This is a genomic window from Celeribacter ethanolicus, assembly GCF_002407265.1.
Classification (GTDB): Bacteria; Pseudomonadota; Alphaproteobacteria; order Rhodobacterales; family Rhodobacteraceae; genus Celeribacter; species Celeribacter ethanolicus.
In genome coordinates this window covers 3,740,532-3,767,139 of sequence record NZ_CP022196.1, presented here as the reverse complement: position 1 = coordinate 3,767,139, position 26,608 = coordinate 3,740,532, and the positions used below count along the sequence as shown (strand labels likewise).

Here is a 26,608-nt window from a genome sequence, read left to right as displayed (position 1 = left end):
CGACGAGAACCGGAGAAGGCCGACGTGACGACCAAAGAGGTGATGACCATTCGCGAAATGTGCGATGCGTTCGACGTGACGCCCCGCACGCTGCGCTTTTATGAAGCCAAGGAATTGCTGTTCCCGATCCGGGAGGGTCAGAAACGGCTGTTCACCAAGCGGGACCGGGCGCGTTTGACGCTGATCCTGCGCGGAAAGAAATTCGGCTTTTCCCTTGAGGAGATCCGGCAGTTGCTTGATCTCTACAAGGAAGAGGACGAAGGCGAGGCGCAGATGCGTGAGACGCTTGTGGCGTATCACGAGAAGCTCGCGGGGATGGAAGCGCAGAAACAGGCGCTGATCGCGGTGATGACCGATCTGGAAGATGAAATTGCGTTTGTCGAAGGACAGATCGCAGGATTGAAACGCGCGGAGTGAGGCAACGCTCCCGCGCGCCATGCAAGGGAGAGACGCCATGCCGAGCTACACGGCTCCGACGAAAGACATTCAATATGTTCTGCACGATGTGCTGAACATTTCCGGCTCCGACATTCCGGGCTATTCCGATCTTGAGCCCGAGTTCACCGAGGCCATTCTCGATGCCGCCGGCCAGCTCGCCTCCGAAGTGATCGCACCGCTGAACGTGGTGGGCGACAAGGAAGGCTGCACCTTCGAGAACGGCGTGATCACCACGCCCACCGGTTTCAAGGACGCCTTCGAGCAGGTCAAAGAAGGCGGCTGGCCGGGGCTCGATCTGCCCGAAGAGTTCGGCGGTCAGGGCCTGCCCTATCTGATGAGCACCGCCGTGGGCGAGATGTTCTCCGCCGCGAACCAGGCCTTTACGATGTATCAGGGCCTGACCCATGGTGCGGCCTCGGCGATCCTTGTGCATGGCACGGATCAGCAAAAGGCCACCTACCTGCCGAAGATGACCTCCTGCGAATGGACCGGCACGATGAACCTGACGGAACCGCATTGCGGCACCGATCTGGGCCTCATGCGCACCAAGGCCGAGCCGCAGGCGGATGGCTCCTACAAGATCTCCGGCCAGAAGATTTTCATCTCGGCGGGCGATCACGACATGTCCTCGAACGTCATCCACCTCGTGCTGGCGAAAATCGTTGGCGGCCCCGAGGGGATCAAGGGCGTGTCCCTGTTCATCGTGCCGAAATACATCGTCGATGAGGATGGCAATCCGGGCGCGAAAAATGGCGTGTCGGTCGGCTCCATCGAGAAGAAAATGGGCATCCACGGCAACTCGACCTGTGTGATGAACTATGACGAGGCCACCGGCTATCTCTTGGGCGATATGCACAAAGGCATGCGCGCCATGTTCACCATGATGAACGAAGCCCGTCTCGGTGTCGGCATGCAGGGCCTCGCCCAAGCCGAAGCCGCCTATCAGAACGCCGTGATCTACGCCAAGGACCGTCTGCAAGGCCGCGCCGTCACCGGCGTCGCGAACCCGGAGGGTCCTGCCGATCCGCTGATCGTGCACCCGGACATTCGCCGCAACCTGATGGATCAAAAGAGCTTCATCGAGGGCGCCCGCGCCTTCATGCTCTGGGGCGCGCAGCTCATCGACCAGGCGCATCGTTCCAAGGACAAGGACGCCGATGGCCTCATCTCCCTGATGACCCCGGTGCTCAAAGGCTTCTTGACCGATAAGGGTTATGAGGCGACGGTCAATGCGCAGCAGGTCTATGGTGGCCACGGCTATATCGAGGAATGGGGCATGTCGCAATTTACGCGCGACGCCCGGATCGCCATGATTTATGAAGGTGCGAACGGCGTTCAGGCGCTCGATCTCGTCGGCCGCAAACTGGCGACCGATGGCGGCAAGCATGTCATGGCTTTCTTCGAGATGGTGAAATCTTTCTGCAAAGAGAACGGCGAAGGCGAGATGGCCGAATTCGTCGATCCGCTGAAAGCCGCCTCCAAAGACCTTCAGGGCGCGGGCATGTTCTTCATGCAGAACGGCATGAAAAACCCGAACGCGGCGCTGTCTGGCTCGTATGATTTCATGCATCTCTTCGGCTATGTCTGCCTCGGGCTGATGTGGGCGCGGATGGCGAAAGTGTCGCTGGCGGCTCTGGAAAACGGCACGGACGACCCGGAGTTCCACCAGAACAAGCTCACCACCGCGCGCTATTACATGGCGCGGCAACTGCCGATGACCGGCACGCTTTTGAAACGCATCGAATCCGGTGCCGATCCGGTGATGACTCTCCCCGCCGAGGCGTTCTAAACTCTGCGCAACCCGAAACTGAGGCCCTCGCCCATCCCGGCGGGGGCCTTTCCATTTCAAGCGTCCGAAAAGACGAAATGACGGAGCGTAACCATGCCGAAGCGGTTCAGAATGACGCGGCGTTTTCCTGTTTCCATGACCGAAGACGGGTATCGTCGCCTCAGGCAGTTCGCGAGGGAGGCGGGCTTGGACGAGGGAGAGGCTTTGTCTTTCCTGTTCGAGAATTTCTCCTCCGTCACGGATGAAGAAAAGCTGACGCACCGCCTGCGCCTGTTCAATTCCGAACTGGCCGGGCGCAAACGCTGACGATCGAGACTGGCCTGCAGGCCGGACCCTGAGGAGGACTGAATGACTGAAGCCTATATTTACGACGCCCTGCGCAGCCCGCGCGGCAAGGGGCGCAAAGACGGAAGCCTGCACGAGGTGACCTCGGCCGCGCTTTCCGCGCAGATGCTGAACGCCGTCAAGGAGCGCAACGGCCTTGAGGGCCATGCCGTCGAGGATGTGATCTGGGGCAACGTGACCCAGGTCGGCGAACAGGGTGGCTGCCTTGCGCGAACCGCCGTTCTCGCTTCCGATCTCGATCAGAGCATTCCCGGTCTGGCGATCAACCGCTTCTGCGCCTCCGGCATGGAAGCCGTCAACATCGCCGCCAATCAGGTCAAGGGCGGCGCGGGCATGGCCTATATCGCCGGCGGCGTCGAGATGATGGGCCGGGTCGCCATGGGCTCCGACGGGGCGGCGATTGCCGTGGACCCGTCCTTGGCAATGAAAACCTATTTCGTGCCCCAGGGCATCTCGGCGGACATCATCGCCACCGAATACGGGTTCTCCCGCGAAGAGGCCGATGCGCTTTCCGTCGAGAGCCAAAACCGCGCCGAAGCCGCGTGGAAGGACAACCGCTTCGCGAAATCCATCGTGCCGGTCAAGGACATCAACGGCCTGACCATCCTCGACCATGACGAATACATGCGTCCGGGCACGACCGTCGAGACGCTCGGCGCGCTCAAAGCCTCCTTCAAGGACATGGGCGAGGTGATGCCGGGCTTCGACAAGATCGCGCTGATGAAATATCCGCATCTTGAGAAGATCAACCACATCCACCATGCGGGCAACTCGTCGGGCATCGTCGATGGCTCCGCCGCCGTTCTGATCGGCAACAAGGAATTCGGTGAGAAATGGGGCCTCAAACCCCGCGCCCGCATCCGCGCGACCGCCAAGATCGGCACCGATCCGACCATCATGCTCACCGGCCCCGTGCCCGTGACCGAGAAAATCCTCAAGGACAGCGGCATGTCGATCAATGACATCGACCTGTTCGAGGTGAACGAGGCCTTTGCCGCCGTGGTGCTGCGCTTCATGCAGGCCTTCGATGTCGACAGCTCCAAGGTCAACGTCAACGGCGGCTCCATCGCCATGGGTCACCCGCTGGGCGCGACCGGCGCGATCATCATCGGCACGCTTCTGGACGAGCTTGAGCGCAAGGGCCTTGGCACCGGCCTTGCCACGCTCTGCATCGCATCCGGCATGGGTGCGGCCACAATCATCGAGCGCGTGTAAGGGGAGGAACAGCATATGACCGATTTTCATTATTCCGTCGACGCGGACGGCGTCGCGATCATCACCTGGGACATCCCCAACAAGTCCATGAACGTGCTCTCGATGGAGGGCATCGCCGAGCTGGATCAATGCATCGACAAGGCGCTTGGCGACGACGCCGTGAAAGGCATCGTCGTGACCTCCGGCAAGGACACGTTCGCGGGCGGCATGGATCTTAATATCATCGCCAAGATGAAGGACGCCGCCGGGGACAACCCGGCGCAGGGTCTCTTTGACGGGCTGATGAGCATGCACGCGATCCTGCGCAAACTGGAACGCGCGGGCATGGACCCGAAGACCAACAAGGGTGGCAAGCCCGTCGCCGCAGCCCTGCCCGGCACGGCGCTTGGCATCGGACTCGAATTGCCTTTGTCCTGTCACCGCATCTTTGCCGCCAACAATCCCAAGGCCAAGATTGGCCTGCCGGAGATCAAGGTCGGCATTTTCCCCGGCATGGGCGGCACCACGCGCGTCTCGCGCATGGTCGGCGCGATGGCGGCGGCGCCGATCCTTCTCGAAGGCAAGATGCTCGATCCGATGAAAGCCAAAGGTGCGGGGATCATCCACGAGGTGGTGGAACCCGGTGAGCTTTTGGCGAAAGCCAAAGAGTGGGTTTTGAGTGCGAAAGACGCCGACATCGTCAAACCCTGGGACGCCAAGGGCTGGAAAATGCCCGGCGGCGCGCCTTATCACCCCGCCGGTTTCATGACCTTCGTCGGCGCCTCCGCCATGGTCAACGGCAACACCCAGGGCGTCTATCCGGCGGCGAAAGCCTTGCTCTCCGCCGTCTACGAAGGCGCGATGGTGCCGTTCGACACCGCGCTCAAGATCGAAGCCCGTTGGTTCACCCATGTGCTGATGAACCCGTCTTCCTCCGCGATGATCCGGTCCCTGTTCATCAACAAGGAAGCACTGGAAAAGGGCGCGAACCGTCCCGAGGTCGCGGACCAGACCGTCAAAAAAGTCGGCGTCTTGGGCGCGGGCATGATGGGCGCGGGCATTGCCTATGTCTCGGCGAATGCGGGCATTGAGGTCGTGCTGATCGACATGAAGCAAGAGGCTGCGGACAAGGGCAAAGCCTATTCCGAGAGCCTCCTCGACAAGGGAATCAGCCGCAAGAAAGTGACGCCGGAGAAGAAAGAGCAAGTGCTCTCCCGCATCACCGCGACAACCGATCTCGACGCTCTGAAAGGATGTGATCTGATCGTCGAAGCCGTGTTCGAGGACATCGGCGTCAAGGCGGAGATGACGAAAAAGGTCGAGGCCATCGTCGGCGAGGACTGCATCTTTGCCTCCAACACCTCGACCCTGCCGATCACCGAGCTGGCCAAGGCGTCGGTCCGACCGGAGCAGTTCATCGGCATCCACTTCTTTTCCCCTGTCGACAAGATGCTCCTCGTGGAGATCATCAAGGGCAAGGGAACCGGTGACGTCGCCGTGGCGAAAGCGCTCGACTATGTGCGCCAGATCCGCAAGACGCCGATCGTCGTGAATGACGCGCGGTTCTTCTACGCCAACCGCTGCATCATTCCCTACATCAACGAGGGTGTGCGCATGGCGGCCGAGGGTGTGGATCTGCCGCTGATCGAGAATGCCGCCAAGCTTTTGGGCTTCCCGCTCGGGCCGCTTCAGCTCATCGACGAGACCTCGATTGATCTCGGTGTGAAGATCGCGAAAGCCACCAAAGCCGCCATGGGCGACGCCTACCCGGACGCGGCCGTCGATGAGGTGGTGTTCTGGATGTACGATCAGGGGCGTCTGGGCAAAAAAGCCAACGCGGGCTTTTACGACTACGACGAGAAGGGCAAGCGCGGCTTCCTCTGGGAGGGCTTCAACGCCGAGTTCCCGGTGGCCGACGCCCAGCCCGATCTGGATGAGGTCCAGCACCGCCTGATGATGGCGCAGGTCTTGGAGGCCGTCCGCGCGCTCGAAGAAGGCGTGTTGGAAGACATCCGCGAAGGCGACGTCGGCGCGATCCTCGGCTGGGGCTTTGCGCCCTGGTCCGGCGGGCCGTTCTCTTGGCTCGACATCATCGGTGCCGGTAAAGCGGTCGAGATTTGCGACAATCTCACCGCCACCCACGGGCCGCGCTTCGAGACGCCGAAACTCCTGCGTGAGATGGCGGCCTCCGGCGAGACCTTCTATGGCCGCTTCGGCGCGGGTGTGGACAGCAAAGCCGCCTGATCGGCGCCAACAGTACGATAGAGCCCTTCCCTTCGGGGGAGGGCTTTTTCATGACTTCTCGTCTTTCGCGTGCTCCCCTCGGGCGGATTTCAGATCGCGCGCTCGGATTTCTCCTCGCGGCGTTGCGGCTGCATCCGCATCCACTGGGCGTCCTGCGCATCCTCGTCCAAAAGCGCATCGACAAACACCCGCGCCTCGGTCAGCGACAGCACCTCATAGCCCGGCACAAACCGGTCCTCCATCAGATCGGCAATGCTCATCACCTCTTCCGCCGGGCAATGAAACAGCGCGCCGATATTGGCGAACACCACCTGCTCCGTCGCGAAATGCAACACGATGACCAGCACCGCCTGATGCGGACGGGCGCGTTCGATGCCCTTGTAGCCCTCAAGCGCCAGCGCCGGGATCAAGGTAAACGGATCGCCGAACATCGCCTCGCCCGTGTCGCTCTCGACCATCACCGGCTGTTCCGGCAAAAGCAGCATCTCGGCGCGATTGCCCAATGCGCCCGGCGGAACGACAAGCGGCCAGTGCTGCATCGGCACCGATCCGTGACCGAGATAAGCCCAGCTGCGGGAAATCGTCCCGACCGCCTGCATACCCTCGTCGAAGGTCAGGATCTTGTCGCCTTCCTTGATCTCCGCCACATCGCGCCATCCCCTGGCCGTGGCGATCTGGGTTCCGGCGATGAGACCGCTGGTCAGAACCGGCTGCATCCCCTGCAGAGTGCCATCCCAGGCCCCCGTCCGACCGGAGGCCTCGCGGAGCGGTTCCCTGCGCAACATCTGACCCAGTTTCATCATCGCTTCATCCCCATGAACGAGAGCCTGTGACCGAAGTTTTTTGCGGGTGGCAGCCCGTCGTTTCCTCACACGCCCTCTTTGCAGGTTCAGAAAATCGCCCGGCTGCGGTCAGAGTTCGGCCCGAATGGGACGGAAATACGGCACAATTTCGACACAGGCGGTAATTGAACCGATTTCATTCAATTGTTCGCGAATTTGGTAACAGTCTTTTAAGAAATTTTTCCCGCGTCTGCGGATTAACCAATTTTTCAAGGACCCGCGGCCACGCCGCTCCCGATGTCCCTCTGGAATCACGCGTCGATTCGAGCCCTCCCGCCAAAGCCCAAGCCCCATCCCACAGGTTTCATTAACCAATTTGCCGCAATCGCGACACAGTCCCGCCGTCAACTCAGTCGAAGCGATAGTCAAATCGGGCAATGTCCGGGGCCGCAATGCGCGCCACCGCCTCCGCATCCGCATCCGTGTAGAAAGACCGCACATCGCGACTGCGCTCCGACGCGTTCACCCGCCCAATCGGCGACAGATCGAACCCCAAATGATCCCAGAGCGGTGCAAGATCCTCGTCCAGCGCCTCAAGCCGTACATAATGGCTGGCCCGCTCCACGCCCGCCCCGTCGCACATGTAGCTGCTGTAAGGCGCAGACAGGCTGCGCAGGGTTTCGGGCGCGTTCAGAAAGCCGGTGAAACTCTCCGCCCTGGCCAGCCGTACCGCCGGATGATCCCAGCCCTGCGCCCGCAGCCAGTGATAATAGGACACGATCCGGTCCCACGGATTACGCACCAGCGTAAAGATGAAATAGCCGCCAAACGCGTCGCGCGGCACCAGCCCCTCGATGTCGGAGAGCCGGGAATGCTTCCAAAGCCGCCCCGCCGCCTCCATCTGCTTGATCCGCCCGCGCCGCTTCACCGCTTTCGGCGTATCCCCGATCAGGATGTCATCCGCCATCGCCCGCGCCTCGAGCGCCTGCGTCAAAGCCGTGCCCCCGGTCTTGGGGATATGCACGAAAATATAGTGGCGTCCGGGCGAAATGATCATGTTCCGACCCTAACCGAACCCGGGATCGCCGCCCAGAGGGATTGTCCTGAGAGATTGTCGCCCCGGATGATCCCCGCTAGAGTACCGTCAAACAATGGAAAGAGCAGCCCGCGCATGATCGCGCTCACCGAATTCGAACGTCTCGAGGCCCCCGGCCTCTGGCTTCCCGACGGGGAAAGCCAGCGCCGCCCCGTGATCGTTTCCGTGGGGGAGGCAACCCTGACGCTTTCGGAATCGCGCACCGACGGTCAGGCGCTGACCCATTGGTCGCTTCCGGCCATCGAACGCATCACACCGGAGGGCGAAAGCCCCGTGCGCTACCGCCCCGCCCCCGACAGCGCCGAGGAGCTGGAGATCGAGGACGAGCTGATGAACGAGGCCATCGCCCGCATCCGCCGCGCCATCGACCGTGCCCGCCCCCATCCCGGACGGCTGCGCGGCGGGTTGATCAGCCTCGCGGTCGCGGCCCTTCTCGGGCTTGGCCTGTTCTGGCTGCCCGGCGCGCTGATCCGTCAGGCGGTGACCATCGTCCCGACCGTGACCCGCGCCGAAATCGGCCAGGAACTGCTCGACCGCATCCGCCGCCTCTCCGGCGCACCCTGCGACACGGTGCATGGGGCGCGGGCCCTCAACAAGCTGAAAATACGGCTCATTCCCGGCGGCGGCGGCCAGATTGTCGTGCTCACCAGCGGCGTTGCGATCTCCCAGCACCTGCCCGGCGGCATCGTGCTCCTCAACCGGGCCGTGGTCGAGGATCACGAGGATCCGGATGTGGTTGCGGGCTATGTGCTGGCCGAGATTGAGCGCGCCCGCGAGGAAGACCCGCTCGAAAGGCTGTTGCGCGAGGCCGGGCTGATGACCTCTCTGCGGCTGCTGACCACCGGGCATATTCCGCCCGAAGTGCTCGACGCCCATGCCGAAAGCCTTCTGACCGCGCCGCTGGCCGGACCGGACCGCGACAAGCTGATCACCGCCTTCGCAGAGGCTCAGGTCCACAGCGCACCCTATGCCTATGCGCTCGACATCACCGGCGAAACCGTGCTGTCGCTGATCGAGGCCGACGGGGTCAGGATCGAGACCACGCGGCCCGTTCTCTCGGATGGCGACTGGGTAGCGCTTCAGGGCGTCTGCGGCGGCTGATCTTTCCGAGACACAGCACCCCACAAAAGAAATCCCCCGCCAGATGCGGGGGTTTCTTTTTGTTGTTCTGCCTCGTCTAACTCAACGCTACTTGCGTGCGAATGCGTCCCCGTAGCCGGCCCCCCGGACCATCGCCAAAGCGGACAGGGTTTGCTCGGGCCGGTCGAAAGGACCGGCCAGAACAATCTTCAAGGGCTTGCCGCCGCGTTGCAGGACCTGCGACGAAACCGGAAAACCCATGGCCGAGAGCCGCGCAATCGAGCGCTCGGCATTGGCGGGTTCCCCGAAGGTGCCCACCTGAACATAGCGCAGAGCCTGCGCCGTGTGTTGTGACGGGGCATCGGCGACCTGAACCGCCGACGGCACACGTTGTGGCGCGACCGATTTGGTCGACACCTGCACCGGAACCGTTCCCGGCGCAGCGACCGTCTGAACCATCGTGCGTTTCCTGACCGGGGTGCCGAACAACCATTCCCAGAAGGTCTTCTTGCGCGGTGCATAGAGGTCATGGGCAGGCACCGTTCCGGTCCAGACCTGCGCCATTTGCAGATCGCCCCGCGCCGTCAGAGGCCCGCGGTTCGGATTGAGTCGCCCATCGGTCCAGGCGCGTGCATACCCCTCCGGCAAGGTGCCCGCCACCGGCACCGGCAACGCATAAACCTCGACCCCGGCCGCGCGCGCGACCTCGGTTCGATTGCTGTTGTAGGTGGAGAGCCGGGCGCCTGTTCGCGCCTGCATATAGGCCGAGGGGTGCACCGCCTGCGGCCCGCAGCGCACGGCATAACGCCCGTTCGTCTGCATATATTGCGCATCGCTGCCCAAAAGACCGGCGCAGGCATCGGCCATCACCGTACCCGGAGCCGCCTGCGGCACCGTCACCGGCGCGGTGGCCAGCATCACCGGCGGTTGTACCGGAGCCACGGGTGCCACGGGCGCACGTTTCACCGGCACACGCACCAGCGTCGGCTCCGTCGTGGTGATCCGCCCGCCATCGGCAGTGCGCACGGTCACCCCCGCAGGCAGGCGTTTCAGAATGTAGTCCACCTCACCGGTAGAACAGAGCATCCGACCGTTCTGCTCGGCGGCGACACAGCCGCGCTCACCCACGGTCTTGCCCGCCAGCGCTTCGAGCGGCGGCAGAGCGGGTTGTTTGGCGGCGGTTTTCTGAACCGGAGCGGCAGGCGCGATCAGGGCCGAGGCCACGGTCGGCATCGGTGCTTCGGTCGGCTTCGTCGTCGCAGGCGCGGCCGAGGTCGCGGGCCCAACCTGCACCATCGGCGCAGCGGAGGTTTTCGGCGCGGCCTGCACCGGCGCGCTGGCAACCTGTGTCCCCACAGGATCGGGGATCACCGGCAGATGGTCTTCGACATTGGCAAAAGTCGGCTTGAAGCCACAGAGCACGTCGCGGCTGCGGGTCACACGCGGCACCCAATGCACCGCGGCGCCATCGCCCGCGCGCACATAGACGCAGCCGCGGCTGTCGACATATTGCGTGCCCTTGTAGGACAGCGGCGGATATTCCGCCGGCTGCTCCGCATTGAAAAGCGACCGCGCATCGGATTGATGAATCCCGATGACCGCCACCCCCGTCGTCGCGAGAAGAACCGCAACGGATACCGTTCTCAAAGCCTGCATTATGTGGCCCCACACATCTTATTGTGTATGAGCCTAACCCAGAACCGATTCGCTGTTAAGGGGGCAAATCGCTTATTTTGTACCGAACATGCGGTCGCCCGCATCCCCTAGCCCGGGCACAATATATCCATGTTCATTGAGCTTTTCGTCCACAGCCGCTGTGACGATCGGCACATCGGGATGCGCCTCTTCCATCCGCTTGATGCCCTCGGGTGCGGCCAGAAGGCACAGGAAGCGGATGTTTTTCGCCCCCGCCTCTTTCAGCTTGTCAATAGCCGCGACGGAGGAATTGCCGGTCGCCAGCATCGGATCAACGGCGATTACGAGGCGGTCTCCGAGGTCCTCGGGCACTTTGAAATAATATTCGACCGGCTCAAGCGTTTCCTCGTCGCGGTAGAGCCCGACAAAGCCGACGCGCGCCGAGGGGATCAGTTCGAGAATACCGTCGAGCAGCCCGTTCCCCGCCCGCAGGATCGAGATCAGCGCAAGCTTTTTCCCGTCCAGCGTCGGCGCCTGCATGGTTTGCATCGGCGTCTCGATGGTCTTTTCGGTCATATCCAGCTCGCGGGTGACCTCATAGGCCAGAAGCAGGGAAATCTCGCGCAGCAACTGCCGGAACCCCGCCGTCGAGGTCTCCTTGTCTCGCATGATGGTCAGCTTGTGTTGGACAAGCGGGTGTTTCACAACGGTCAGATGATCAAGCATCGGCAGGCTCCAGTTTCTTGGCGACCGCCCCACGGGTCGCTTCATCGCAGAAGGCCGCGTCGAGCGCGGTCTTGTTCAAGTCTTTGAAATCGTCCTCTTCCCAGCCGAAGGTCTCGGCAAGGCGGTCAAATTCATAACGCATGGTGGAATGGAAGAACGGCGGATCGTCCGTCGACACGGTGACTTTCACGCCGCGTTTGCGCAGCTCGGCAATCGGGTGATCAGACCATTTCGGGTAAACGCCGAGCGCGATGTTCGAGCCCGGACAGACCTCCAACACGATCCCGGCTTCGGCAAGCTCATCGACCAGCGCGAGGTCTTCAATGGCACGCACGCCATGACCGATGCGCTCGACCTTCAGGTCACGAAGCGCGTCGCGAATGCTGTCCGGCCCGCCCCATTCGCCCGCATGTGTCGTCAGCCGCAGCCCCGCCTCGCGCGCCATGTCGAAGGCGTATTTGAAATCACCCTGCTTGCCCATGGCCTCGTCACCGCCCATGCCGAAGCCGGTAACGAAATCGCCCTTGGTTTCCTGCGCACAAAGTGCGGTTTTCCTGGCCTGATCCGGCCCGAAATGGCGCACACAGGTCGGGATCGCGCGCATCACGACGCCCGCCTCGCGCTCCATCTCGTCAGCGGCCTGTTTGATCGCGGCAAGGTAATCCTTCCAAGCCTCGACATCGCCGCCCCCGCAGAAATCGGGGGCCAGAAAGCTTTCGGTATAGACCACATTCGAGGCCGCGCTTTCTTCCAGAACGGCTCGGGTCAGGCGATAATAATCCTTGGGTGTTTTCAGGACCGAAGTGGCGGCTTCGTAGACCTTGAGGAAATCCCAGAAGTCTTTGTATTTATAGGCACCTTTCTCGTCGAAAATGCCCGAGAGATCGGTCTTTTGCTCCGCCGCCAAACCGCGAATGAACGCGGGCGGGGCGGCCCCTTCGAGATGCATGTGCAACTCGATTTTCGGCATATCCGTGATGCTCAAAGGAAACTCCTTCCAGGGCCTTCGGCCTCGATCCCAAGGTGATCGGCAATGGAGGCCGCCACGTCGGAAAAGGCCACAGGGCCAATGGGTTTGAGGCCGAGACCATAGCCCAAAACCGGCACCTGTTCACGGGTGTGGTCCGTGCCCGACCAAGTCGGATCGTTGCCATGATCGGCGGTGAAAATCAAAAGATCGCCCTCGCGCGCCCGCTCAAACAGGCGCGGCATCTGGGCGTCGAACCATTCGAGATGGCGGGCATAGCCGGAGACGTCGCGACGGTGGCCATACAGGCTGTCGAATTCGACGAAATTGGCAAAGGTGAAGGAGCCGTCCGGCGCTTCCTCCATCACGTCACAAAGGTGATCGAAGAGCACATGATCCGTACCCTTGCGCACCTCATCCAGCCCCTGCATCGAGAAAATATCGCCAATCTTGCCAATGGCATAGGTCGCGCGCCCGGTAGATTTTGCCCAGTCGCAAATCGTCGGGCTGGGCGGCGCGATGGCATAGTCGTGGCGATTGCCTGTGCGGGTAAAGCCCTCTTCAACCGTACCGATGAAAGGTCGGGCGATCACGCGCCCGATCTTCATCGCATGCAGCGTTGGCGCGAGGTCTTCGCAGAGTTTCAAAAGCCGCTCCAGCCCAAAATGCTCTTCATGGGCGGCGATCTGAAACACGGAATCCGCCGAAGTATAGCAAATCGGCCAGCCGGTCTCGATATGCTCTGCGCCGAACGCCTTGATCACCTCGGTGCCCGACGCGTGGCAATTGGCCAGCGTCCCCCCTGCCCCGCAGAGCTTTGCCGCCAGATCCATCAGGTCCTGCGGGAAAGACGGCTGTTCGTCCGGGAAATAATGCCAATCCCACGGCACTGGCACACCGGCCAATTCCCAATGTCCCGAAGGCGTATCCTTGCCCGGAGAGATTTCGGCGGCCACGCCATAAAGCCCCTCCGGCATCGCTTCCAAGCCCGGCGCGGGATCGGACGTGGCATGCGCCATGGCCGCGCCCAAACCAAGCGCGTCAAGATTTGGCAAATGCAACGGCCCGGACCGCCCGTCTTCGGCGCGCCCCTCGGCACAGGCCTGTGCAATATGCGCGATGGTGTTGGCACCGGTGTCGGGCCGCTCGCCGTTGAAAAACTTGTCCGCGTCAGGCGCACCGCCCAGCCCCACGGAATCCATCACAATCAGAAATGCACGCGCCATGGCTTATCCTGTCACCTTTTCATACACCAAAGGCGGCTCCATCGGGGCCTCCTGACCCAGACGGATCGCCGCCCGGATCGCGGCCTCCGCCCGATCCGCATCCTCGACAGACCGCGCATGGATCGTTGCGATCAGACTATCTTCATCGAGATATTCCCCGATCAAGCAGACATTGGAAAGCCCCACCGCCGGGTCGACTTTCTCGCCGCCCTTGAGACGCCCACCGCCCAGATGCACCACGGCCATACCAAGCGCATGCCCGTCCATCTGCGCCGCATAACCCGGCGCTTCGGCCACCACATCGCGCACCACGGGCGCCGACGGCAGGCGATCACGCCAATGATCGACGAAATCCGCAGGCCCACCCAATTCCGTGATCATCCGCCCGAACCGTTCGGCGGCGGAGCCATCGGTCAGCGTGTCGCGCACCGCCCAGGTCGCCTGATCTATGTCGTCCGACATCCCGCAAAGCACCATCAGCTCGCCGCCCAGCGCACAGGTCGCATCGCAGAGGATGTTGTCCACCTCGCCGTTGGTCAGCGCCTCCATCACCACCATGACCTCGAGCGCATTCCCAAGAGACGGGCACAGCGGCTGGTTCATGTCGGTGATCAGCGCGGAAGTCTTGCACCCCGCCCCGTTCGCCGTGGTGACAAGGCTCTGCGCCAGGGCGCGGGCGTCTTCCACCGTGGTCATGAACGCACCGGACCCGCATTTGACATCGAGCACCAAGGCCTCAAGCCCCGCCGCCAGTTTCTTCGACAGGATCGACGCGGTGATCAGGTCGATGCTTTCGACCGTCCCAGTGACGTCGCGGATCGCGTAGAGCCGCTTGTCGGCGGGCGCGATGGAGCCAGTGGCCGAGACGATGGCGCAACCGACCTGCTCGACGATCTCATGGAACCGCGCATCGGTGACTTCGGTTCTGAGCCCCGGAATGGCTTCGAGCTTGTCGAGCGTGCCGCCCGTGTGCCCAAGCCCACGCCCCGAGACCATCGGCACATAGGCGCCCAGCGCGGCCAAAGCCGGGGCAAGCAAAAGCGACACGCAATCGCCCACGCCGCCGGTCGAATGTTTATCGATCGCGGGCGCAGGCAGGTCCCAGTGCATCAACTCGCCGCTGTCGCGCATCGCCAGCGTCCAGGCAACGCGCTCCGCATCCGCCATGCCGTTCAAAAGCGTCGCCATGGCAAAGGCCCCGGCCTGCGCATCTGTCACCGCGCCCGAGGCCAGCCCTTGCGCGAAAAGAGTCAGTTCCGCCTCGTTGAGTGGCTGATGATCGCGCAGTTTCTCGATGATCTGGCGGGCGTCCATCACATCACTCCATGTGTTCCGGCATGTGATCCGGGGTGAAAGCCCCCGGCAACAGTTCGCCCACCGTCATGGTCAATTCCTTGCCCGTGCGCGACATCATCGTCACCTTGACGTCGGGCCCCGCAAATTCGCGGATCTTCTGGCGGCACCCGCCACAGGGCGGCACGGGCTCGTCGCTGTCGCCGATCACCGCCACTTCGGCAATCTCCGTTTCGCCCCCCAGAACCATGGCCGCAATCGCCCCGGCCTCGGCGCAGGTGCCCTCCGGATAGGCCGCATTCTCGACATTCACGCCAGTATAGACCGCGCCCGAGGCGGTGCGAATCGCGGCCCCCACCCGAAACTTCGAATAGGGGGCATAGGCCTTGGGCTGTGCCTTGGCGGCTTCTTCGAGAAGAGACGCGCGTAGAGACATGGATCACCTCATTTTTGACGGTTTGGTCAAGACTGCGCCGGGGCGAAAGCGGATGCAAGCAAGATGCGCCGAGATCTCGACAATCCGCACCCTCGCGGCGGGCGCACGGCGCGTTTGTGCACAGAACCGGCAAAGATTTGTCGGAATACCCGCCTTTACTGCAAGATTGCGGTTATTCTCCCCTTGCGCGCCGCCCCTTCACGGGCGTAGAGCCATGGCAAACCGGGATGTGACGTCAGGTCGCAGATTTAGTTCAATACTAAACTACCTGCCGGATGCGCCCGCAAGCAACAGGGAGACCCCCATGCCGACGGAAAGCCGCACGACCAACCTGAAGCAGGCCGCACTGGATTATCACGAATTCCCGAAACCCGGGAAACTTGAGATTCGCGCCACCAAACCGATGGCCAACGGCCGCGATCTGGCCCGCGCCTACAGCCCGGGCGTGGCCGAAGCCTGCCTTGAAATCAAGGCCGATCCGACCACGGCCACACGGTATACCGCACGTGGCAATCTTGTTGCCGTGGTGACCAACGGCACCGCCGTTCTGGGCCTCGGCAACATTGGCGCCGCCGCATCGAAACCGGTGATGGAGGGCAAGGCCGTGCTCTTCAAGAAATTCGCCAACATCGACTGTTTCGACATCGAAGTGAACGAAAGCGACCCGGTGAAACTGGCCGAAATCGTCTGCTCGCTTGAGCCGACCTTCGGTGCGATCAACCTCGAAGACATCAAGGCGCCGGATTGCTTTATCGTTGAACAACTCTGTCGCGAGAAGATGAACATCCCTGTGTTCCACGACGATCAGCACGGCACGGCCATCGTCGTCGGCGCCGCCGCAACCAACGCGATGCAGATCAGCGGCAAGAAATTCGAAGACATCAAGGTGGTGTCCACCGGTGGTGGCGCAGCCGGCATCGCCTGCCTCAACATGCTTCTGAAACTCGGGCTCAAACGCGAGAATGTCTGGCTCTGCGACATCGCAGGCCTCGTTTATGAGGGCCGCGAGGAAGAGATGACGCCACAAAAGGCCGCCTTCGCGCAGAAAACCGACCTGCGCACGCTCGACGAGGTGATCGAGGGCGCGGACATGTTCCTCGGCCTCTCCGGTCCGGGCGTGCTCACCCCCGAGATGGTCAAGAAGATGACCAAGCAGCCGATCGTCTTCGCGCTCGCCAACCCGACGCCGGAGATCATGCCGGATCAGGTGAAAAAGGTCGCCCCCGATGCGATCATCGCCACAGGCCGCTCGGATTATCCGAACCAGGTCAACAACGTGCTGTGTTTCCCCTTCATCTTCCGCGGCGCGCTGGACGTGGGCGCGACCGAGATCAACGACGCGATGCAGCTCGGCTGTATCGAAGGCATCGCAGCGCTGGCCCGCGCCACCACCAGCGCAGAAGCCGCCGCCGCCTATCAGGACGAACGGCTGGATTTCGGCCCCGACTACCTGATCCCGAAACCCTTCGACCCGCGCCTCATGGGGGTCGTCGCTTCCGCCGTGGCCAAAGCCGCGATGGAGAGCGGGGTTGCGACCAAACCGGTCGCCGACATGAAGGCCTATAAGGACGCGCTCGACGGGTCGGTGTTCAAATCCGCACTGATCATGCGCCCGGTCTTCGCCGCCGCCTCCCATGCCGAACGCCGCATCGCTTTTGCCGAGGGCGAGGACGAGCGCGTGCTCCGTGCCGCGCAAGGCATGATCGAGGAAACCACCGACAAGCCGATCCTGATCGGTCGCCCGGAGGTCATCGCCATGCGGGCCGAGCGCGCCGGCGTCAAAATCCGTCCCGGCATCGACTTCGAGGTGGTGAACCCGGAAAACGACAGCCGCTACAAGCAATACTGGCAGGCCTATTACAACATCATGGCGCGCAAGGGCATCACCCCGGACCTCGCCAAGGCGATCATGCGCACCAACACCACGGCCATCGGCGCCATCATGGTGCATCAGGACCATGCCGACAGCATGATCTGCGGCACTTTCGGCCAGTACCTCTGGCACCTCAATTACGTGACCCAGATCCTCGGCACCAAAGAGCATCAGCCGACCGGCGCGCTGTCGCTGATGATCCTCGAGGACGGGCCGCTGTTCATCGCCGACACTCATGTCCATACCGAGCCGACACCGAAACAAATCGCCGAAACCGTGATCGCCACCGCCCGCCATGTGCGCCGCTTCGGCATCGAGCCAAATATCGCACTGTGTTCGCACTCGGAGTTCGGCAACCTGAACTGCATGACCGGGCGGCATATGCGGGAGGCACTCGAGATTCTCGACGCCGAGCCGCGCGATTTCGCCTATGAGGGCGAGATGCATATCGACAGTGCGCTGACCCCGGATCTGCGCGCCCGCAATTTCCCGCATTCGCGCCTCGAAGGCCCGGCCAATGCGCTGGTCTTCGCCATCGCAGATGCGGCCTCCGGCGTGCGCAACATTCTCAAAACCAAAGGCGGCGGGCTCGAGGTCGGCCCGCTCCTGATGGGCATGGCCAACCGGGCGCATATCGTGACGCCCTCGATCACCTCGCGCGGTTTGCTCAACATGTCCGCCATCGCAGGCACGCCGGTGGCGCATTACGGCTGAGGCACACATCTAGCAACAAGATGAAAGGGCGCTTGCGGGCGCCCTTTTTTCACATCCCTCATTCCGACCGCCTGTCACTTGGCGACAATCTGTTCCGGCCCAAGACGGGCATACCCCGACCCCACCTCAATCCTGTGCCGCTTGGCACAGCGTTCCGCCCCCACCTTGCCGCAGAAACTGCCATGCAGGTCGAAGTCGATATAGCCCGGCACCGGGGTCGAATAGCCGCGCAAAAGCGCCTGATCCACCAAGGTCACGAAACTGCCGTCGGGCCGTCCGATCAGCAGCGTATGAGAACAGCCCCCGGACCCGCAATACATCCGCGAGGGACCACAGCGCACCGCGCCATAATCGAAATCGAGATCCGGAAACCCGTCCTGATTGAGATCCACGATCTTGCCGAACACGCCATCGAACTGCACGGCGGTGTGACAATTCCGCGCCTCTTCCGCCTTCTGCGCCGCGATCCGTGCGGCGATATGGGCCGGGGGCAGATTGCAAGCGCTTGCCACCTGCCCAATCGCCGCCTGCGCCCCGATCAGCGGCAGATCATAGGCGTAACCCGTCTCTCCGATCACCGCCGTGAACCGCGCCATGCGCCCATGTTCGAGGGCAGCGCGCATCCCCGGATGCAAGGGCTGATCCAACAGGGCGGAATAGCGCCGCAGCCCCGGCTGATCCTCAACCCGCGAGAACCCGACATCACCGAACTCCTGCCCGTCAACTGTCAGGAATGTCGGCAGATGATCCGGCGGTCGGGCACCCCCGACTTCCATCTGCAACATCCACCCCTGCACCTCGTCACAAGACAGGCTGATGCACAACGAATGGCCATTGGGCTGCGGCGGCATCGGACAGGCGCGGGCCTGAAGCGCCCCCCTTCCCGCCGCCCACGACACTCCAGGCTTCCTGCGCGGACAGCGGCGACGCCAGCGGAACCATCAGACAACTCAGCACGCACAGGCGCACAAGCAATGACCGCATTGTAAAAATCTCCCTGAAAATATCGTTCCAGCATAATCAACGCCGCCAGAACCGGGCAAGGCCCGACACGCCCCGCGCCACACCACATTTGCGCGAAAATCATTTGCAATACCCATACGAAACAACAAAGTTTGCAAACTACATTTTTGAATTTGTTTGCGAAATTTATATAAACATTCACAACCACGTCTGATAACAAGACTACCGAGCGGGCCAGCCCCCGCGCGTTTGACCCCGCGTCACCCCATAAGTAAATTCGCAAATTTGCCGAAACCTATGCGGTGTTACGGGTCAAGCCATTGACGCCAGACCAGCGAGGAGGACGCAGCGAGTGGCATACAAAGACGTTTACGACGCCTGGAAAGCGGATCCGGAGAAATTCTGGATGGAGGCCGCAGAAGAGGTTCACTGGTACAAGAAACCCTCGAAGGCGCTTTTCGACGACAAGGCCCCGATCTACGAGTGGTTCTCGGACGGGCTCACCAACACCTGCTACAACGCGGTGGACCGCCATGTGGAAGCCGGGCGCGGCGACGAGCTGGCGATCATGCACGAAAGCCCGATCACCCACGCGACCAAGGGCATCACCTACAAGGATCTGCAAAAACGCGTCTCCTCGCTTGCCGGTGCGCTCAAGATGCGCGGCGTCGAAAAAGGCGACCGCGTCATCATCTACATGCCGATGATCCCGGAGGCGCTCGAGGCCATGCTGGCCTGTGCCCGGATCGGCGCGATCCACTCCGTGGTGTTCGGGGGATTTGCCGCCCATGAACTCGCCGTGCGGATCGACGACTGCACGCCCAAGGCGATCATCGCCGCCTCGAGCGGTCTCGAACCGAACCGCGTGGTGCATTACAAACCGCTCCTGGATCAGGCCATCGACATGGCCGAGCACAAGCCCGAGTTCTGCGTGATCTTCCAGCGTGAACAAGAGGTTGCCAGACTGATCGAGGGCCGGGATTTCAACTGGCACGGCTTCCAGTACGGCGTGAAACCGGCGGACTGCGTGCCGGTCGAGGGCAACCACCCGGCCTATATCCTCTATACCTCCGGCACCACCGGCGCGCCGAAAGGCGTGGTGCGCTCCACCGGCGGCCATCTCGTGGCGCTGAACTGGACGATGAAGAACATCTACAACATCGACGTCGGCGACCGGTTCTGGGCCGCCTCCGACGTGGGTTGGGTCGTGGGCCACAGCTACATCTGCTACGCGCCGCTGATCAAGGGTGCGCAGACCATCGTGTTCGAGGGCAAACCCGTCGGCACGCCGCATGCCGGTGTGTTCTGGCGCATCATCCAGAACCAGCGGGTCAAATCCTTCTTCACCGCCCCGACCGCGCTCCGCGCGATCAAACGCGAGGACCCGAACGGCGAGTTCATCAAGCGCTACAAGCTGCACGATTTGCAGGCGATCTTCCTCGCGGGCGAACGTGCCGACCCGGACACGATCAAATGGGCGCAGGAAAAATTCGGTGTGCCGGTGATTGACCACTGGTGGCAGACCGAAACCGGCTGGGCCATTGCGGCAAACCCGCTGGGGATCGAGGAGCTTCCGGTCAAGATCGGCTCGCCCTCCGTGGCCATGCCGGGCTATGACATCGACATTCTCGACGAAGCCGGTCACCCGGTCGAACCCGGAGAGCTGGGCGCCATCGCGATCAAGCTGCCGCTGCCGCCGGGCACGCTGCAAACCCTGTGGAACGCCGAGGACCGCTATCGCAAGAGCTATCTCACGACCTTCCCAGGCTACTATGAAACCGGCGATGCGGGGATCAAGGACGAGGACGGCTATGTCTACATCATGGCCCGTACCGATGACGTGATCAACGTTGCAGGCCACCGCCTCTCGACCGGCGCGATGGAAGAGGTGCTGTCGAACCACCCCGATGTCGCAGAATGTGCGGTGATCGGTGTGGCCGACGAGCTCAAGGGCCAGATGCCGCTCGGCTTCCTGTGCCTGAACGCGGGCTGTACGCGCGATCATGCAGACATCGTCAAGGAGGTCGTGCGCGACGTCCGCAACGAGATCGGCCCGGTCGCGGCCTTCAAGCTCGCCTGCGTCGTCGACCGCCTGCCGAAGACCCGCTCGGGCAAGATTCTGCGCGGCACCATGGTGAAAATTGCCGACAGCCAGCCGTTCAAGATGCCCGCAACGATCGACGATCCGGCCATTCTGGACGAGATCAAAGTGGCACTTCAGGGACTCGGCTATGCAAAAGAGTAAATTTTAACCAAAAAGCTCTGTTCCTCGGCGCAAGGTTGGTTAAGAATTTGTTAACAACCGATGCACAGGGCATGAAACGCGGCCTGATCGGCCGCGTTTTTTATCGCTTGTGCGAAGGTGCATTGTTAGGGGGCGGAATTGAAACAAGGCGAACTGCAAAGCTACTCTCTTCTCATCGAAGACGCAGGACGCCTTTCGCTGCTCGCTCATGACATCCGCGCCACCTATTCCGAACTGCAAACCGCGCTGAACACATTGGGCGAAAGCGCCCATCTCTCCCCCGGACTCGGTCAGGAACTGAGCCGCCTGTCGCATGCCGGGGCGCATCTCGGACGGCTGCTGGACGAGGTGTCCGACGCCCTGTTCCACAACCACCAGGACCGCCCCTACCCCGCGCCGATCAGCACCCCGCGCCGCAGCCTTGCCGGTCTCGTGCAGCGCTGGCGCGGCATCACCGAACAGCTCGGCTCGCATCTCATGCTCCACGGTGAAGAGCACATGCCGGAAACCGCCGCCTTCGACATGCTCTCCTTCGAGCGCGTGCTGTCCAATCTGGTGTCCAACGCCCTGCATCACGCCGGCCCCGGTCCGATTTCCATCGACATCTCCCGCTCCGGTCTGGGGCCGCACGAAGCCGTGCTGGTGCGCATCCGTGACGCCGGCCCCGGCTTTCCCCCCGAGGTGCTCGCCAGTACCGGCCCCAAACCTCTGCCGATCGGCTCGGGCGAACCGGGGTCCGGCTTCGGACTCCGCATCGCCTGCGAGGCCACACGCCAGCTCGGCGGCAAGCTGACCCTGCACAACCCGCCCGACGGTGGCGCCGAAGCCTGTCTATGCCTGCCGCTCGCAGAGCTCGCCCTGCCCCCCGACCCCGGCAAGGAACCGAATCCCGCGTTGCCTGCGGGACTGACCGCACTCCTCGTCGAGGACAGCGCGGCACTGCGTCTGCATCTGCGGCAACATCTCCAGGCCCTCGGGCTACGCGTCATCGAGGCTCCGGATGGCGCCGCCGCCCTGGATCTTCTGAGCACGCGCAACAGCGAATTCGACATCGTCTTCCTCGACATCGAACTGCCGCTTCTGTCGGGACGGCAGGTGCTCTCGCTCCTGCGCAGCCGCAACATCCCGGTGCCGCCGGTGATCGCCGTCACCTCGCATGTCTTCGACGACAATATCCTCGCCATCCGCAGCAGCGGCGCCGATGCCGTGCTCTGCAAGCCCATCTCCTCACGCAAGGACATCGTCACCAGCCTGCTGCATGCCCTGAGCCAACGGCGCAGCCAGCGCGCGGCGCGGCGAACGCCGGGCCCTGCACTCAATACCCCCCTTCCGGCCCCGGCAATGACGCCGGAGACCGCCTCCCAGGACGCCACAAAGACCTGCCTGTGCCGGATGGTGCGACATCTGTCCGGGGACACACGGCTGAAGCTGCTCAGACAAGTGGCGACGGACCTGAACCAGTATCTCGAAGCGGCCTTTGCCGCCGCGAAAGCCCCCCCCACACCACAAAGCCGGGCCGAGCTGGCGCGTAGCAGCCATACCCTGTCCGGCCTGTTCGCTTCGGCCGGTCACGAGGGCGCCCGGCAAATGGCCCATGCCCTCTCCGAACGGGCTGCCGAAACGGGACGTACGGAAATTATTGCGGTCCTCGGCCAACTCCGCCACACTGCCATGAATATTCAGGCTGCAATTCATTCCATCATAGATAGTGAAACGAACGACCATGTCGCGAAGACCCATTCTGATCGTTGACGATGTCGAGACCCATCTGACCCTGTTCTCCGCCACGCTCGAAGCGGCGGATTACGAGGTCATCACCGCCCGCAACCGGATCGAAGCCCGGGAGAAAGCCCTCGCTCACCAACCGGAACTGGCGCTGATCGACATTGTCCTTCCCGATGGCAACGGCATCGACCTGATCGCCGAACTCAAAGGGCATTTGCCCGGACTCAAGCCGATTGCCGTCACCGCCTTCGCCTCCGTTGACCGTGCCGTCACCGCGATGCGCAGCGGGGCGATCGACTTTCTGGTGAAACCGCTCGACCCCGAACAATTGCTGGCGACGATCGCCAATGCCGAAAGCGGGCTCAGCATCGGCCAGCAGGAGCGCGATCAGCGTGAGCATGACACCGCCTTCGACGGCCATATCGGCTCCTCCGAGGTGATGCGTGGCGTGTTCGAGACGATCAACGCCGTCGCGGGCGCCGCCGCCCCGGTGTTCATCACCGGCGAAAGCGGCACCGGCAAGGTCCGCGCCGCCGAGACCATTCACGCCCGCTCCGGGTTTCGCAACGGCACCCTCGTCAAACTGGACTGTTCCACCACCGCCCCCGACCGGATCGAGGCCGAGCTGATCGGCGAAATCGCCCAGATGGACGGAAGGCTGGACGGGCACGCCGACGGTGACGTCAAACCCGGCGCGGTCGAACAGGCGCAGAACGGCACGCTGCTGCTCGACGAGGTCTGCGCCCTCTCCATGCCGATGCAGGCCCGGCTTCTGGGCATCCTGCAAACCGGCTCGGTCACGCCGCAGGGCAGCCTGTTGCCCCGGCCGGTGAACTTTCGCCTGATCTGCACCTCCACCACCGATCCCCGTGCCGAAGTGACCGCCGGGCGGTTCCGCGCCGATCTGTTCTATCGCCTGAATGTGGTGCATCTGCATCTGCCGCCGCTGCGCGGTCGGGGCATGGATGTGGTGGAGATTGCCGAGACCGAACTGGACCGGCTCTGTGCCCGAGAAGGGCGCCCCTTCCGCACCCTCTCGACCGGGGTCAAGGCGATCTTTCTCGACCACAACTGGCCCGGCAACCTGCGCGAGCTGATGAACGTGCTGTGGAACATCACGATCCTGCATGACGGGCCGGTGGTCGAGATTGCCGATCTGCCGCCCTATCTGCGCAATCCGCATGCGCCGCAGGACGGCTCGCAACGCCCGACCTCCTTCATCCCTGCCCGCCCCGATCCGTTCGACGGGCAGACCCTGGCCGAAATCGAACGCCGGGCCATCGAGCATGCGATCCAGAAAGAAGGCGGTTCGATTCCCGCCGCCGCGCGCAGTCTCGGGGTGTCGCCCTCGACGCTCTATCGCAAGCTCGACGGCTGGGGCAAACCGGTGCGCAGCAAGCGCGACTTCTGAGCCTGTGCGCTCGGCCACTCAGACGAATTGTTCGCGCAACAGCCGCTCTTCGAGCCCGTGTCCCGGATCGAACAGGATACGGTGCTTGATCTTCGGTTCGGAGGCGATCTCGACCCAAAGCACATTGCCCGCATGTCGGCTGTCGGCATCGGCCATCACCGGGCGTTTTTTCGGCTCGAGCACATCGAAACGCACCTTCGCCGTGCTCGGCAGGAGCGCCCCGCGCCAGCGTCGGGGCCGGAACGCCGCCATCGCGGTGAGCGCCAGAACGTCGGAGCCGATGGGCAGGATCGGCCCGCGCGCGGAATAGTTATAGGCCGTCGACCCCGCAGGCGTCGACACCAGCACCCCGTCGCAGACGAGTTCTTCCATCCGGATTTTGCCATCAATCGACACGCGCAGCTTGGCCGCTTGCGGCCCGGCACGCAACAGCGACACCTCGTTGATCGCCAGCGCCCGCTGCTCCCGGCCGTCCTCGCTACAGGCCACCATGGACAGCGGGTTGATCACCTCTTCCTCCGCTTCGGACAAACGCTCGACAAGGTCTTCCTCGCGAAACTCGTTCATCAGGAAGCCGATGGTGCCGCAATTCATGCCGTAGACCGGCGTGTCGAGATGCATGGTCCCGTGCAGCGTCTGCAACATGAAACCGTCACCGCCCAGCGCGACGATCACCTCCGCCTCTTCCACCGGCACCGAAGGGTAGCGCGCGGTCAGACCCGCCAGTGCGGATTGGGCGATCTGGGCGTCGCTGGCGGCAAAGGCGATCTTGACCATCACAGGTCCTCTTGAAACCACATGTTTGCGCCCTCAGTAGCAAAGCCCGCCGGGGATTTCATCTGAATTCCTGCGGTCCTGCATGCAAGCCCCCGGCGCTCTGTCCGCACATCCACCGTCGCTCAGAGGTGCCAAAGGAGGCGGATCGGAAACATCCGCTCCGCTCGGACACGCAATCGCGCACGGATTCATGATGATTATGCAGCGACAAAGGGTTTTCCAACTGTCACAGAATGGATAAGAAGCCCGCGACACTCCCATCCTGCCAAGGAGCATAGCATGACGGCCAATGTCCGCGATTCCGGTTTCTTCACCGAGGCGCTCGCCTCCCGCGACCCCGAGCTGTTCGACAGCATCACCAAAGAGCTCGGCCGTCAGCGCCACGAGATCGAGCTGATTGCCTCCGAAAACATCGTCTCCGCCGCGGTGATGGAGGCTCAGGGCACGGTGCTCACCAACAAATACGCCGAGGGCTATCCGGGCCGTCGCTATTACGGTGGCTGCGAATATGTCGACATCACCGAGAACCTTGCCCGTGACCGCGCGAAAGAGCTGTTCGACGTCAAATACGTCAACGTCCAGCCGAACTCCGGTTCTCAAGCCAACCAGGGCGTCTACAACGCGCTGCTGCAACCGGGCGACACCATCCTCGGCATGAACCTCGCCTCCGGCGGTCACCTGACCCACGGCGCTTCCGTCAACCAGTCCGGCAAATGGTTCAACGCCATCCAGTACGGTGTGCGTCAACAGGATCAGCGCCTCGACTACGACCAAGTCCGCGAACTGGCGCTTGAGCACAAACCCAAGCTGATCGTCGCCGGTGGCTCCGCCATTCCGCGCCAGATCGACTTTGCGAAATTCCGTGAGATCGCCGATGAAGTCGGCGCGCTCCTGATGGTCGACATGGCCCATTTCGCCGGTCTCGTCGCCGGTGGCGCGCACCCCTCGCCCTTCCCCTATGCCGATGTGGCGACCACCACGACCCACAAGACGCTGCGCGGTCCGCGCGGCGGCATGATCCTGACGAACGATGTCGAGATCGCCAAAAAGGTGAACTCCGCCATTTTCCCGGGCATTCAGGGCGGCCCGCTGATGCATGTCATCGCCGCGAAAGCCGTGGCCTTTGGCGAGGCGCTGCGTCCTGAGTTCAAGGAATACGCCAAGCAGGTGATCACCAACGCTCAGGCGCTGGCCGATCAACTGATGAAAGGCGGCTTGGACATCGTCACCGGCGGCACCGACACCCATGTGTTGCTCGTTGACCTGCGCCCCAAGAACGTGACCGGCAAGGACACGGAAAAGGCGCTCGAACGCGCCCACATCACCTGCAACAAGAACGGCATCCCGTTCGACCCGCAGCCGCCGATGATCACCTCCGGCGTCCGCCTCGGCACGCCCGCCGGCACCACGCGTGGTTTCGGTGAAGCCGAATTCCGCCAGATCGCCGACTGGATCGTCGAAGTGGTCGATGGGCTCGCCGCCAACGGCGAAGAGGGCAATGCAGAGGTCGAAGCCAAGGTGAAAGCCGAGGTCGAAGCCCTCTGCGAAAAATTCCCGCTTTATCCGAACCTGTAAGGTTTAGGGGAATGTGAGAGATTTAGAGGGGCCTTGGGGCCCCTTTTTTGTTGGGGAATTGAGAGACTAGCCGC

21 protein-coding genes are annotated in these 26,608 nt (G+C 62.8%); 11 read left to right on the top strand and 10 right to left on the bottom strand.

Features of this window, described 5'->3' with window-relative positions; genetic code table 11:
* The first annotated feature begins 42 nt into the window (after window positions 1–42).
* The 5 genes from CEW89_RS18505 to CEW89_RS18485 all read left to right on the top strand — a co-directional run bounded on the left by CEW89_RS18505 (window position 43) and on the right by CEW89_RS18485 (window position 6,010).
* Entirely contained in the window at window positions 43–417 is a 375-nt protein-coding gene (locus CEW89_RS18505; protein WP_081423960.1) for a MerR family transcriptional regulator, read from the top strand.
* 37 nt (window positions 418–454) lie between these two features.
* On the top strand, window positions 455–2,227 hold the full coding sequence (locus CEW89_RS18500) for an acyl-CoA dehydrogenase C-terminal domain-containing protein (protein WP_096806899.1): 1,773 nt from the start codon (window positions 455–457) through the stop codon (window positions 2,225–2,227).
* A 93-nt stretch (window positions 2,228–2,320) separates the two neighbouring features.
* Window positions 2,321–2,533, top strand: coding sequence for a hypothetical protein (locus tag CEW89_RS18495; RefSeq protein ID WP_096806898.1), 213 nt, complete (start codon window positions 2,321–2,323; stop codon window positions 2,531–2,533).
* Between the two features lie 42 nt (window positions 2,534–2,575).
* Entirely contained in the window at window positions 2,576–3,787 is a 1,212-nt protein-coding gene (locus CEW89_RS18490; RefSeq protein WP_096806897.1) for an acetyl-CoA C-acetyltransferase, read from the top strand.
* A 15-nt stretch (window positions 3,788–3,802) separates the two neighbouring features.
* Entirely contained in the window at window positions 3,803–6,010 is a 2,208-nt protein-coding gene (locus CEW89_RS18485) for a 3-hydroxyacyl-CoA dehydrogenase NAD-binding domain-containing protein (RefSeq protein ID WP_096806896.1), read from the top strand.
* Between the two features lie 89 nt (window positions 6,011–6,099).
* Here the strand turns inward: CEW89_RS18485 and CEW89_RS18480 are convergent, their stop codons facing one another.
* Window positions 6,100–6,813, bottom strand: a complete 714-nt coding sequence (locus CEW89_RS18480; RefSeq protein WP_096806895.1) for a Hint domain-containing protein — start codon at window positions 6,811–6,813, stop codon at window positions 6,100–6,102.
* A gap of 388 nt (window positions 6,814–7,201) precedes the next feature.
* On the bottom strand, window positions 7,202–7,849 hold the full coding sequence (locus CEW89_RS18475; protein WP_066708368.1) for a sulfotransferase family 2 domain-containing protein: 648 nt from the start codon (window positions 7,847–7,849) through the stop codon (window positions 7,202–7,204).
* 114 nt (window positions 7,850–7,963) lie between these two features.
* Between CEW89_RS18475 and CEW89_RS18470 the strand changes: the two genes are divergently transcribed.
* Window positions 7,964–8,989: a hypothetical protein gene (locus CEW89_RS18470; RefSeq protein ID WP_096806894.1), complete on the top strand. Its 1,026-nt coding sequence runs from the start codon at window positions 7,964–7,966 to the stop codon at window positions 8,987–8,989.
* A gap of 87 nt (window positions 8,990–9,076) precedes the next feature.
* On the opposite strand, the gene CEW89_RS18465 is transcribed toward CEW89_RS18470, so the two are convergent.
* The 6 genes from CEW89_RS18465 to CEW89_RS18440 form a co-directional block, all read right to left on the bottom strand.
* Window positions 9,077–10,624 (bottom strand): SPOR domain-containing protein, encoded by a 1,548-nt coding sequence (locus tag CEW89_RS18465; RefSeq protein WP_096806893.1) that lies wholly within the window; start codon window positions 10,622–10,624, stop codon window positions 9,077–9,079.
* Window positions 10,625–10,696: 72 nt separating this feature from the next.
* Window positions 10,697–11,329 (bottom strand): uracil phosphoribosyltransferase, encoded by a 633-nt coding sequence (gene upp / locus CEW89_RS18460; protein WP_096806892.1) that lies wholly within the window; start codon window positions 11,327–11,329, stop codon window positions 10,697–10,699.
* On the bottom strand, window positions 11,322–12,299 hold the full coding sequence (locus tag CEW89_RS18455; RefSeq protein ID WP_066708678.1) for an adenosine deaminase: 978 nt from the start codon (window positions 12,297–12,299) through the stop codon (window positions 11,322–11,324). The genes upp and CEW89_RS18455 overlap by 8 nt, the downstream gene beginning before the upstream one ends.
* 11 nt (window positions 12,300–12,310) lie before the next feature.
* Window positions 12,311–13,522 carry a phosphopentomutase gene (locus tag CEW89_RS18450; RefSeq protein WP_096806891.1) on the bottom strand — a complete coding sequence of 404 codons (1,212 nt, stop codon included), beginning with the start codon at window positions 13,520–13,522 and terminating at the stop codon, window positions 12,311–12,313.
* 3 nt (window positions 13,523–13,525) lie between these two features.
* The gene (locus CEW89_RS18445; RefSeq protein WP_096806890.1) at window positions 13,526–14,836 is read right to left on the bottom strand and encodes a thymidine phosphorylase; all 1,311 of its coding nucleotides are present in this window, start codon (window positions 14,834–14,836) and stop codon (window positions 13,526–13,528) included.
* 4 nt (window positions 14,837–14,840) lie between these two features.
* On the bottom strand, window positions 14,841–15,251 hold the full coding sequence (locus CEW89_RS18440; RefSeq protein ID WP_096806889.1) for a cytidine deaminase: 411 nt from the start codon (window positions 15,249–15,251) through the stop codon (window positions 14,841–14,843).
* 304 nt (window positions 15,252–15,555) lie between these two features.
* Between CEW89_RS18440 and CEW89_RS18435 the strand changes: the two genes are divergently transcribed.
* Window positions 15,556–17,838, top strand: coding sequence for an NADP-dependent malic enzyme (locus tag CEW89_RS18435; protein WP_066708347.1), 2,283 nt, complete (start codon window positions 15,556–15,558; stop codon window positions 17,836–17,838).
* A 74-nt stretch (window positions 17,839–17,912) separates the two neighbouring features.
* Here the strand turns inward: CEW89_RS18435 and CEW89_RS18430 are convergent, their stop codons facing one another.
* Window positions 17,913–18,623: a thioredoxin domain-containing protein gene (locus tag CEW89_RS18430; protein ID WP_198403456.1), complete on the bottom strand. Its 711-nt coding sequence runs from the start codon at window positions 18,621–18,623 to the stop codon at window positions 17,913–17,915.
* Window positions 18,624–19,153: 530 nt separating this feature from the next.
* Here CEW89_RS18430 and CEW89_RS18425 point away from each other — a divergent pair.
* The 3 genes from CEW89_RS18425 to CEW89_RS18415 all read left to right on the top strand — a co-directional run bounded on the left by CEW89_RS18425 (window position 19,154) and on the right by CEW89_RS18415 (window position 24,182).
* The gene (locus CEW89_RS18425; RefSeq protein WP_096806887.1) at window positions 19,154–21,046 is read left to right on the top strand and encodes a propionyl-CoA synthetase; all 1,893 of its coding nucleotides are present in this window, start codon (window positions 19,154–19,156) and stop codon (window positions 21,044–21,046) included.
* Window positions 21,047–21,184: 138 nt separating this feature from the next.
* Window positions 21,185–22,798, top strand: coding sequence for a hybrid sensor histidine kinase/response regulator (locus CEW89_RS18420; protein WP_096806886.1), 1,614 nt, complete (start codon window positions 21,185–21,187; stop codon window positions 22,796–22,798).
* The gene (locus tag CEW89_RS18415; RefSeq protein ID WP_096806885.1) at window positions 22,770–24,182 is read left to right on the top strand and encodes a sigma-54-dependent transcriptional regulator; all 1,413 of its coding nucleotides are present in this window, start codon (window positions 22,770–22,772) and stop codon (window positions 24,180–24,182) included. The genes CEW89_RS18420 and CEW89_RS18415 overlap by 29 nt, the downstream gene beginning before the upstream one ends.
* An 18-nt stretch (window positions 24,183–24,200) precedes the next feature.
* On the opposite strand, the gene CEW89_RS18410 is transcribed toward CEW89_RS18415, so the two are convergent.
* On the bottom strand, window positions 24,201–24,962 hold the full coding sequence (locus tag CEW89_RS18410) for an NAD kinase (RefSeq protein WP_066708339.1): 762 nt from the start codon (window positions 24,960–24,962) through the stop codon (window positions 24,201–24,203).
* 276 nt (window positions 24,963–25,238) lie between these two features.
* Here CEW89_RS18410 and glyA point away from each other — a divergent pair, with 276 nt between their 5' ends.
* On the top strand, window positions 25,239–26,534 hold the full coding sequence (gene glyA, locus CEW89_RS18405) for a serine hydroxymethyltransferase (protein ID WP_066708336.1): 1,296 nt from the start codon (window positions 25,239–25,241) through the stop codon (window positions 26,532–26,534).
* Window positions 26,535–26,608: the final 74 nt, after the last annotated feature.